Consider the following 11,036-nt stretch of genomic DNA (forward strand, 5'->3'; position numbering starts at 1 on the left):
GTCAGTCCGCCTTTTTCTTCCGTGTGGCGGGCTTTTTGGCCGGAGCCTCAGCGCCGTCTTCTGTCGTGGTTTTCTTGGCCGCCGTTTTACGGGGGGTCGTTTTTTTCGCAGCCGTGGTGGTCTTGCTGGCAGCCTTTTTGGTGGCTGTTTTCGGCTCGGCCTTGGTTGCGGTCTTTTTAGCAGCGGTCTTGGTCGTGGTTTTCTTTTTGGCCCCGGCCTTGGCTTTCAGAGGTTTGCCCTTTTCAGCCAGCAGCGCCACGGCCTCATCCAGCGTGACCTCGTTCATATCCGTGCCACGCGGCAGGGTAGCGACCATGTTGCCATGCTGCGCATAGGGGCCAAAGCGGCCCTTACGGATCATAACGGGTTCACCATCCTTGGGATGTACGCCCATGTTGCGGATGGAGGCCAGCTTTTTGGCCAGCGCATCCACAGCGCGGTTCAGCCCGATGGTCAGAACGTCGTCGTCCTTATCGAGAGAGCCGTAGATCGCACCCATTTTCACGTAGGGGCCAAAGCGACCCAGCCCGGCCTCAATCGGTTCACCACTTTCCGGGTGCAGGCCGACAAGGCGCGGCAGGGAGAGCAAGCCTACAGCCTGATCCAGCGTAATGGCTTCCCCGTCCATGCCTTTGGGAAGCGAGGCGCGTTTGGGTTTGGCTTTTTTGTCCGCCGGATCTGGTTCGCCCTGCTGCACATACAGGCCGTAAGGCCCCTGACGCACGGTGATGTCCTCACCCGTGTCAGGATGCTGGCCCAGCACCCGCATGCCGTCTTTCAGAGCAGCGCCATCACCATCTTCCGCGCTGTCGGAGGACAGGCGGCGGGTGAAGGAGCATTCCGGGTAATTGGAGCAGCCAATAAACGCCCCGTAACGGCCCAGCTTGAGGCCGAGACGCCCCGTGCCGCAGGCCGTACAATGGCGCGGGTCCGACCCGTCCTCACGCGGCGGGAAGAAGAACGGCCCAAGATCCTTATCGAGTGCATTCAGCACATCGGTAATGGTCAGATCCTTGGTGTCCGACACCGCTTTGGAAAACGCATCCCAGAAGTTGGCCAGAACGTGTTTCCACTCGGCCCGACCATCGGAAATATCATCCAGCAGTTCTTCAAGGCTGGCGGTGAAGGTGGTGTCCACATACCGCTCAAAGAACGAGACGAGGAACGCCGTAACCAGACGCCCGCGTGCTTCGGGGATGAAGCGGCGGTTTTCCAGCGTGACGTAATTGCGGTCCCGCAGCACGGTCAGAATAGACGCGTAGGTGGAAGGACGGCCAATGCCGATTTCTTCCATCTTTTTGACCAGAGACGCTTCCGAGAAGCGCGGCGGAGGCTGCGTGAAGTGTTGGTCCGCCGCAACGCTTTCGCGCTTCAGCGGGTCCTTTTCCTTCATGGGCGGCAGCATGCGGGAGTCATCATCCGCAGGCTTGTCGCTATCATCCCGGCCTTCGGTGTAGAGGCGCAGGAAGCCATCAAAGGTGATGATGGAGCCGTTGGCGCGCAGCACAGTTTTGCCTGACGGCCCAGCAATATCGACGGCAACCTGATCAAGCGATGCGGATTCCATCTGGCTGGCGACTGCGCGCTTCCAGATCAGCTCATACAGGCGGCGCTGTTCCGGCGTGAGGTGTGAGGCCACGGAAGAGGGCGTGCGGAACACATCCGTCGGGCGGATGGCTTCATGCGCTTCCTGCGCGTTCTTGGCTTTGGAGCTGTAGAAACGCGGCTGGGCGGGGACATACTCCTCGCCAATATGTTTGCCGATATGGCCGCGGATAGCGAACATGGCCTCTTTGGCCATCTGCACGCCGTCCGTTCGCATATAGGTAATCAGACCGACGGTCTCGCCGCCCAGGTCAATGCCTTCATAAAGCTGCTGCGCGGTCCGCATGGTGACCTGCGCCCCCATGCCCAGCTTGCGGGAGGCTTCCTGCTGCAAGGTAGAGGTGGTGAAAGGTGGCTGCGGGTTACGGCGAACCTTGCGGCGTTCGACCGACTGAACGGACAGGTTTTCCGCTTCCACGGCCTTTTTGGCAGTGGCGGCCTGTTCCTCGTTGCTCAGATCAAACTGGTCGAGCTTTTTGCCATCCAGATGCGTGAGGCGAGCGGTAAACGGGGCGCCAGCCGGTGTGGCGAGCGCTGCCTGCACTGTCCAGTATTCACGCGGTTTGAAGACCTCAATTTCGGCTTCCCGCTCACAGATCAGCCGCAGGGCGACGGACTGCACACGGCCCGCACTGCGGGAGCCGGGCAGCTTGCGCCACAGAACGGGGGAGAGGGTGAACCCCACCAGATAGTCCAGCGCACGGCGGGCCAGATACGCCTCAATCAACGGCATATCGAGGTCACGCGGATGGGCCATGGCGGTTTTAATGGCGCTTTTGGTGATCTCGTTGAAGGTGACGCGCTGGACGTCCACCCCCTTCAGCGCTTTCTTTTCTTCCAGCATGGCGCGGACGTGCCAGGAAATTGCTTCCCCTTCACGGTCCGGGTCAGTGGCGAGATAGAGCGTTTTGGCGCCTTTCAGAGCCTTGATGATGGCGGCAACCTGCTTGTTGCCCCGCTCATCGGCCTGCCAGGACATGGCAAAATCTTCGTCCGGGCGCACGGAGCCATCCTTGGGCGGGAGGTCCCGCACATGCCCAAAGGAGGCCAGCACCGTATAGTTATCGCCCAGATATTTGTTGATCGTTTTCGCTTTTGCGGGCGATTCGACCACCACAACGTCAGTCATACTCTCTCCGACCTGCCGGAAGCAGCACCTAGATCAGCCGTTTTTGCCATGACTGGCGGCACGAACAACACGCCCACCGGGGAGTGAGTCCAGACAGCCAGAAAGCTCAAGTTCCGTGAGCACGGTCAAGACGGCGGAAGCTGAGAACTGGCAGCGCCTAACCAGATCGTCAACCGCTATGGGCGTAAAGGAGAGCAGATCAAGCACTTTTTCCCGCACGGTCTCACACGTTTCTGCGAGGGGTGGGGGTGGTTTTGTTGTGACAGAGGCAGTGCTGGAGACGGACGAGGCGGAGGGACTGGATGCAGGCTGCAAGGGCGGTAAAGCGCCACTTTGCGCGTTTCCGGTCGTCTTGCCGTATGCGCGTTGCGTGGCTCTGGCGGTGTTCGCTTTTTCTTCTGTTTCAGGCGCATCTGAGATGCTGAGTGAAAAAGAGTGCTGCGGAGTCTGCGGGCCGTCCTGAACGGTCTCCAAACGCGGCACTGGCGGAAAAAATGAAGGCGATGAGGTGGTGCGCGAGGGTTCCGGGAACACTACCGGTGGCAGGTGCGGCAGGATATCGGCGACGGTTTCTGTCAGCACCGCACCGTTGCGCAGCAGGTCATTACTGCCCCGGCAACGCGGGTCCAGCGGAGAGCCGGGAACGGCGAAGAGTTCCCGCCCATACTCGCCGACCAGCCGGGCAGTAATGAGCGAGCCGGATTTGGGTGCAGCTTCCACCACTACGCAGCCAAGCGTCAGCCCGGCAATCAGCCGATTGCGGCGCGGGAAATGGCGGTTGAGCGGCGCCGTGCCGAGGGGGGCTTCCGTCACCACAGCCCCTTTTTCCGCGATTTCGGCTTGGAGGTGGGCGTTCTGGAGGGGGTAGGGTTTGTCCAGTCCACCGGCAATGGCGGCCACTGTCAGGCCTTGCCGGTGCAGTGCGCCTTTATGGGCGGCGGTATCAATCCCGCGCGCCAGACCGGAGACGACCGACACGCCGGCTTCCACGAGTTCCGTTGCCAGACTTTCCGCCAGCCGCAGCCCGGAGGAGGACGCATTGCGTGCGCCAATCAGGCCGATGCCGGGTTTGCTGAGAGCGGCGACGTCCCCCAGCACACTCAGGACAGGCGGGGCGTCGGGGATTTCTTTCAGGAGAAAAGGGTAGTCTGCATCCAACAGCGTGAGGATGCGGCCCCCCATGTGAAGGGTAGCTTCAATTTCCCGCAGAATGCTGTCTTGAGAGGGGATAACCAGCGGCACCCGCCCGCGCTGGGGGAGGCGGGGTAAGGCCTCAAGCGCGGCCTCGGCTGTGTGATACTGGCTGAGCAGCCGCCGCCATGTGCGTGGCCCCACAGACTCGGTGCGGGCCAGACGCAGGCAGGCGACAAGCGTGTTCATTTTTGTTTGGGAGGAACCCGGGGTTCGGTGCCGTTCAGAATACGGCCAATATTCGCACTATGCCGCATGAGCACCAGCAGGCTGATAAGCAGCACGGCCATAGGCTTGCCGGACGCCTGAAAGCTGAACCCGTAAAGAGCCAGCGTGACAAACGGCATGATGATGAAAGCCGCTAGCGCCCCGGCGGAGGAAATGCGGGTCAGCTTGGCAACACCCAGCCATGCCGCGCAGCCAATCAGCCCCGTAATGGGAGAAAGGGCCAGCAGCGCCCCTAGCCCGGTGGCGACACCCTTGCCGCCTTTAAAGCCGAGGAAGATCGGGTAGCAATGCCCGACAACCACAGCCAATGCGGTGACGGCGAGAATCCGGTCAGAAAAGTCCGGCGGCGTCATGATCCACGCAATCATGACAGCCAGCGCGCCTTTGGCAGCATCCAGCCCCAGTGTGGCGGCGGCCAGATCTTTCCGGCCTGTGCGCAGCACATTGGTGGCCCCGATATTGCCGGAACCAATTTTGCGCAGGTCGCCCACGCCGGCCACATTGGTCAGGATCAGCCCGAACGGCACGCTGCCCAGCACGTATCCCATGAACGCCATGGCCGCGAGCAGCCACAGCGCATAGGAGGGGAGGTCGGACATCATGCTGCGGGGGCTCCGTAAACGCGGCGTCCGCCCTTCCAGGTGCCCAGCACACGGCCTTCCAGCGGTCGGCCATCAAAGGGGGTGTTCTGGGCACGGCCCGGCAGTTTGCCAGCCTGCACCAGCCAGCTCTGGTCCGGCGCAAACAGGCAGAGATCTGCCGCAGCCCCCGTTGCCAGCGTGCCGCAGGCCGCACCCAGCAGAGCGGAGGGTTTATGCGTCAGCAGGGCGAGGGCCTGTGGCAGCGTGAGCGTGCCGTCATGCACCCGCGCCAGTGTGACACCCAGCAGCGTGACCATGCCTGTGCCACCGGTTGCTGCCTGTGCAAACGGCAGGCGTTTATCATCGGCATCACGCGGCAGGTGGTCGGACGCAATGGCGTCAATCGTGCCATCGGCCAGTGCCGCACAGATGGCCAGACGGTCTTCTTCTGAACGCAGGGGCGGGGAGAACTTGGCGTAGGTGCGGAAATCGCCAATCGCGTTTTCGTTCAGGTCGAAATAATGCGGTGCGGTGTCACACGTCACCCGCAGCCCGCGGGCCTTGGCCTGACGGATCAGTGCGACACCTTCCCCCGTGGAGACATGCCCAAAATGCAGGCGGCCCCCGGTGAGTTCGGCCAGACGAATATCCCGCGCGATCATGATGGCTTCCGCTACCGGCGGAATACCCGGCAGGCCCATGCGGGTTGCCAGTTCACCCGCTGTGGCGCAGCCGGAGCCTGCCAGAGAAGGTTCTTCCGGGTGCTGCACAACCAGAGCGCCAAAGCCGCCTGCGTAGGACAGTGCAAGACGCATCAGGCGGGCCGGGTCAATGGCGCGGGCCCCATCGGTAAAGGCGACGGCACCGGCTTCATGCAGCAGGCCGATTTCTGCCAGCTCCTGCCCTTTGCAGCCTTTGGTCAGCGCGCCGTAGGGGAGGATGGTAATGGCCCCGGTTTCTTCCCCGCGGCCACGCAGCAGGCGGACCAGCGCGGGGTTATCAATGGCGGGTTCACAGGTGGGCAGCACGGCAATGGTGGTGATGCCACCGGCAGAGGCCGCGCGGGCAGCGGAAGCGATGGTCTCACGATATTCGTGGCCCGGCTCACCAATTTCCACGCGCATATCAACAAGGCCGGGGCACAGAACAGCGCCCTGACCGTCAATGACCTCGGCATTATCCGGCGCACCCTCGGCCCCGGCTTTGTCCGTGCCGGCAATCTCGCCATTGCGCACCAGCAGGCGGCCCGGCTGATCCAGCCCGGAGGCGGGGTCTATCAGGCGGACATTATCAAAAAGAAGAGTGCTCATGCGGAATGCCTGCTGCGGGTCAGCCGATCAAGCACGGCCATACGCACAGCCACGCCCATTTCGACCTGTTCCTGAATCACGCTCTGGTCGGAATCGGCCACCAGACTGTCAATTTCCACGCCCCGGTTCATCGGGCCGGGGTGCATGACCAGTGCGTCCTTGTTCGCCAGAGCCAGACGCCGCTGGTCCAGCCCGTAAAAGCGGAAATATTCCCGCGCACTGGGGATCTGCCCGGAGGACATGCGCTCACGCTGCAGGCGCAGCATCATCACCACATCCGCGCCGCGCAGGCCTTCTTCCATGGTGTGAAAGACCTCAACGCCGAGGCTTTTAAAGCCGCCCGGCACAAGCGTCGGCGGACCAACCACGCGCACCTTGCAGCCCATGGTGGTGAGCAGATGGATATCAGACCGCGCCACGCGGGAATGGGCGACATCCCCGCAAATGGCGACCGTCAGCCCCCCGAACCCGCCGCAATGGCGGCGGATGGTCAGGGCGTCCAGCAGGGCCTGTGTGGGGTGTTCATGCGTGCCATCGCCCGCATTGACCACACAGGCTTCCACCTTTTGCGCCAGCAGGGCGGGGGCTCCGGACTGGGAGTGCCGCACCACCAGCAGGTCGGCCTGCATGGCGTTGAGTGTGGCCGCCGTATCCAGCAGGGTTTCGCCCTTGTTTACGGAAGACTGCGCCACGGACATGTTGATCACATCCGCGCCCAGACGCTTGCCTGCCAGCTCAAAAGAGGTGCGGGTCCGGGTGCTGTCCTCAAAGAAGAGGTTAATCAGCGTCCGGCCCCGCAGCACGTCTCTTGGCACCTTGCGGGAGCGGTTGAGCAGAGCATAGCTTTCGGCCAGATCAAGCAGCGGCTCAATCTGGTCTGGCGTCATGCCTTGCAGACCGAGCAGATGCCGGGAGTGACGGCCGGGGAAGCTAGCCATGCAGAACAGCTCCGATGCGTGCGAGCGTTTCATCCTTACCCAGAGCCGCCAGTGTGGCATCAATCCCCGGGGAGGTGTTGGAGCCTGTCACCGCAGCGCGCACCGGCTGGGCAACCTGACCGAGCTTGTGCTCACCAGCTTCCGCAAAGCGGCGCAGGGCGGCATCAATGTTTTCTGGCGTGAAGTCTTCCACCGCCGCCAGTTCACGCGCCAGACCATCCAGAATGGTGCGGGCTTCCGGCGTGAGGATTTTTTCTGCCTTGGCGTTGAAGCTCAGCGGCACATGGCGGCCGAGGAAGGCAGCGCTTTCCGTCAGTTCCACCAGCGTGCGGGCACGCTCCTTCAGGCCGGGCATCAGGGCCAGAACGCGGGCGCGGACGGTGTCATCCGTGCTCACACCCTCAACGGCTTTCAGGCGGTCCATCACATCGTTGGTCAGGCGTTCATCATCAGCCTGACGCATCCAGACGGCGTTGATGTGCAGCAGCTTGGCGTAATCCATGCGGGACGGGGAGCGGCCCACGCCATCCAGATCGAACAGTTTGATCTGCTCTTCACGGGAGAGGATTTCCGCATCGCCATGGCCCCAGCCCAGACGCAGCAGGTAGTTGCACAGGGCTTCCGGCAGGTAGCCTTCATCCCGGAATTCCACAACGGACTGCGCGCCGTGACGTTTGGACAGCTTGGCGCCATCCGGCCCGTGGATGAGCGGCAGATGCGCAAAGCGCGGCAGATCCCAGCCCATGGCACGGTAGATCATGGCCTGACGGAAGGTGTTGGTCAGATGGTCATCACCGCGGATGACGTGGGTGATGTCCATATCATGGTCATCCACCACCACGGCGTGCTGATAGGTGGGGGTGCCGTCGGAGCGCAGGATGATCATGTCATCCAGCTCGGCGTTGGCCACGCGGACTTCGCCCTGAACCAGATCTTCAATAACCGTTTCGCCCTCACGCGGGGCTTTGATGCGCACGGCATAGGGTGCGCCGGCAGGGGCTTCGGACGGGTCACGGTCGCGCCACATCCCGTTGTAACGGGGCGGCTTGCCGTTTGCCATTGCGTCTTCACGCATCTGCTTGAGTTCTTCAGGCGTGCAATAGCACTTGTAGGCCAGACCTTTTTCCAGCAGTTCCAGTGCCACTTCCGTATGGCGGGGCTGCCGGGTGGACTGGAAGACAGGTTTTTCATCTGCCGTAATGCCCATCCAGGCCAGCCCGTCGAAAATAACATCGACAGCCTGTTGGGTGGACCGTTCACGGTCGGTATCCTCAATACGCAGGAGGAATTCGCCGCCGTGATGACGGGCAAAAAGAAAGTTGAACAGGGCCGCGCGGGCGTTGCCGATATGCAGCAGGCCGGTCGGACTCGGGGCAAAGCGTGTGCGGATCGTCGTCATGGGGCGCATCCTTATCACGCACACACGCGGGGAGCCATATGCCGTTGCTGACGGCTGCTCTTCTTGCTGAGCAACGGCGGCTGGTGCTGTGGGTGCCGGTGGGCATGGAGCTGGGCGTGCTGGCATATTTTCTTCTGCCGCAGGAACCGGGGGCGCTGTGGGGGGTAGGGCTGCCGGTTGCGGGGCTGGCGCTGGGCCTTTGCATTCTGGTTGCTGGGTGGCTGTCCCTGTGGGCGCGTCTGGCAGGCGGGGCCTGTGTGGCGGTGGCGCTGGGATTTGTATCCGCATGGAGTGCGGCGCATTGCCAGCCGCCCATGCCGGAGTTGCCGCGTCGGGCGGTTGTGGTCTCGGGCACGGTGCAGTCCGTCATGGTTTTGCCGCCCCGCGGGGCGGAAGATGCTGCCGGGGCGCGTCGGGTTGTGCTGGCCGGGGCGAGATTTGCAACGCCGCTTGACCATGACATGCGGCCTTTGCAGCGCACGCTGAGCCTGACGCTGCGCCCGGATGACCCTGCGAGTCTGGCTCCCGGTGCGGCAGTGCAGGTGCGGGCCTTGTTGCGGCCTCCGCCGTTTCCGGCTTTTCCCGGTGGCCGGGATTTCCAGCGCGAGGCGTGGTTTGCCGGAAGTGCCGGGTCTGGCCGGGCATTGGGGAGAATGCAGCCGCTGGCGTGCTCAAATGGGCGGTCCTCTCAGGGTGGTCCGGTGGGGCAGAGCGGGCGGCCCGACTCTGAAGAGCGCGCTGATGACAGGCGTAAGAGCTTTGAGGCCGACGGGCAGCGCGATCTGGTGGCCTGTGTGGCATCTCAGCAAGGATTTTCCATAAGGCTGGAGCCGCTGCGGGAGCGGATTGATGCGCGTATCCGGCAGGTCTTGCCGGGGGCTGCGGGAACGGTGGCCTCAACTGTGCTGACGGGGGAAGGAGCTTCCGTGCCGCGAGACGTGCGGGAAGACTTTGCCGCCTCTGGTCTGGCGCATCTGCTGGCAGTGGCCGGACTGCATCTGGGTATTGTGCTGGGTGTGTTGATGGCCGTGTTCCGCATCGGCTTTGCCGCGTGGATGTGGGCGGCGTTGCGCTGGCCGTGCAAGGAACTGTCCGCCCTGCTGGCGTTGCTGGGTGGCGCGGCCTATGTGGCGCTGACCGGCCTGCATTTGCCCGCGACCCGCAGCCTGATGATGGCGGCGGTTGTTGTGCTGGGTCTGGTGGCAGGGCGGCGTGCCGTCTCCATGCGTGGGCTGGCGCTGGCGGCGACGGTTCTGCTGCTGGTCATGCCGCAGGAAGTGCTGGGCGTGGCTTTCCAGATGTCCTTTGCCGCCGTTATGGCGCTGATTGCGGGCTATGAAGTTGCCCGCCCGCATCTTGCCCGCTTCCGGGAGGAAGGACGCGGCTTTCGGCGCTGGCTGACTTTGCATCTGGTCACCTTGACGTTGACCAGCCTTCTGGCGGGCCTTGCGACCTTACCCATCGTCATGGCGCATTTTGGAGAAGTGCAGCCGTTTTTTATTCTGGCTAATCTGATTGCAGTGCCGCTCATGGCCGTGTGGATCATGCCGCTGGGCCTGCTGGCTCTTATGCTCATGCCGCTGCATCTGGATGCCGTGCCACTCCATTTGATGGGCTGGGGCATTCAGCTTGTGCTGCATCTGGCCCACAGCATTGCGCACTGGCCCGCTGCCCGCATGCTGGTGCCGCATATGCCCGGCTGGGGGCTGGCGGCTGTGTTGCTCGGGTTGTGCTGGCTGTGTCTGTGGCGACCTGTGTGGCGACTCGCCGGTGTGGTGCCTGTTCTGGCGGGCGTGCTGTCCCCGTTTCTGGTCGCACAGCCGGATCTGCTCATCGGCCCGGATGGAGGCCTGATGGCGGTGCGGGATGGGCGTGCGTTGCTGGTGGGTGGGCAATCGCGGGATGCGTTTCTTGTGCGCGCCGCATGGCAGCAAGCTTTGGCGTTGCCTCCACAGCCTTTCCCTGCGGAGGGCGGAGAAACGCCGGATGGCGCGCTGGCGTGCGGGCAGGATGGGGTGCCAGATGTGTGCCTGCTCAGCCTGAAAGGGCGTTCCGTGCTGCTCAGGGTGCGTGATCGGTCCGATGGCGAGGCGCTGCTACCCGACTCGCTATGTGCCGGAATGGATCTGGTGATCAGTGCCGCCCCGTTGCGCCAATCCTGCCCCGGTGTGCGCAAGCTGGATCGGTTTACGGCATGGCGAGAGGGTGCACAGGCAATCTTCCTGCGCCCGGACGGTGTGCGGGTGGTGTCAGATCGTGAGGTGCGGGGCGCACGCCCGTGGGTGATGAAGCCCGGCGGCCACGGCATGCCTACGCTGCCGCTGGCCCCGGAAGAGTAAGGCGCTGCTTCTAAGCAGGCTGGTTTTCAAACGCATCCAGAACGCGGCTGGAATAGACCACGGCCGCCCCAGCGTTCAGCGCCACGGCGACGCCCAGAGCTTCTGCAATTTCTTCCTTTGTTGCGCCGGCTTTTTTGGCGGCAACGGTGTGGACGGAGATGCAGCCATCACAGCGGGTGGTAACGGCGACGGCCAGAGCAATCAGTTCCCGCGTTTTGGCGTCCAGATGTTTGTGCTGCTTAGAAGCAGCGCCTTACTCTTCCGGGGCCAGCGGCAGCGTAGGCATGCCGTGGCCGCCGGGCTTCATCACCCACGG

The 11,036-nt window shown here is 63.2% G+C and carries 7 protein-coding genes and 1 pseudogene; 1 reads left to right on the forward strand and 7 read right to left on the reverse strand.

Going from position 1 to position 11,036, the window contains the following annotated elements:
• Position 1 precedes the first annotated feature (1 nt).
• The 6 genes from topA to gltX are packed head-to-tail and all read right to left on the reverse strand — an operon-like array spanning position 2 to position 8,381.
• A complete protein-coding gene (topA, locus tag AD930_RS02615; protein WP_061505002.1) occupies positions 2-2,734 on the reverse strand; it encodes a type I DNA topoisomerase in 2,733 nt (910 codons plus the stop codon).
• Between the two features lie 33 nt (positions 2,735-2,767).
• The gene (dprA, locus tag AD930_RS02620; protein WP_061505003.1) at positions 2,768-4,114 is read right to left on the reverse strand and encodes a DNA-processing protein DprA; all 1,347 of its coding nucleotides are present in this window, start codon (positions 4,112-4,114) and stop codon (positions 2,768-2,770) included.
• A complete protein-coding gene (gene plsY, locus AD930_RS02625; RefSeq protein ID WP_043553204.1) occupies positions 4,111-4,752 on the reverse strand; it encodes a glycerol-3-phosphate 1-O-acyltransferase PlsY in 642 nt (213 codons plus the stop codon). The genes dprA and plsY overlap by 4 nt, the downstream gene beginning before the upstream one ends.
• Positions 4,752-6,044, reverse strand: coding sequence for a dihydroorotase (locus AD930_RS02630; protein ID WP_061505004.1), 1,293 nt, complete (start codon positions 6,042-6,044; stop codon positions 4,752-4,754). The genes plsY and AD930_RS02630 overlap by 1 nt, the downstream gene beginning before the upstream one ends.
• Positions 6,041-6,982 (reverse strand): aspartate carbamoyltransferase catalytic subunit, encoded by a 942-nt coding sequence (locus AD930_RS02635; protein ID WP_043552084.1) that lies wholly within the window; start codon positions 6,980-6,982, stop codon positions 6,041-6,043. The genes AD930_RS02630 and AD930_RS02635 overlap by 4 nt, the downstream gene beginning before the upstream one ends.
• Positions 6,975-8,381, reverse strand: coding sequence for a glutamate--tRNA ligase (gene gltX / locus AD930_RS02640; RefSeq protein WP_061492286.1), 1,407 nt, complete (start codon positions 8,379-8,381; stop codon positions 6,975-6,977). The genes AD930_RS02635 and gltX overlap by 8 nt, the downstream gene beginning before the upstream one ends.
• A gap of 38 nt (positions 8,382-8,419) precedes the next feature.
• On the opposite strand from gltX, the gene AD930_RS02645 reads away from it, so the two are divergent.
• A complete protein-coding gene (locus AD930_RS02645; RefSeq protein ID WP_061505005.1) occupies positions 8,420-10,720 on the forward strand; it encodes a ComEC/Rec2 family competence protein in 2,301 nt (766 codons plus the stop codon).
• Positions 10,721-10,730: 10 nt separating this feature from the next.
• Here AD930_RS02645 and AD930_RS17295 read toward each other — a convergent pair.
• A pseudogene (locus tag AD930_RS17295) lies at positions 10,731-10,958 on the reverse strand (carboxymuconolactone decarboxylase family protein); the annotation flags it as partial.
• Positions 10,959-11,036: the final 78 nt, after the last annotated feature.

Origin of the sequence: Acetobacter malorum, from assembly GCF_001580615.1 — a bacterium.
In the GTDB taxonomy this organism is placed as follows: Bacteria; Pseudomonadota; Alphaproteobacteria; order Acetobacterales; family Acetobacteraceae; genus Acetobacter; species Acetobacter malorum.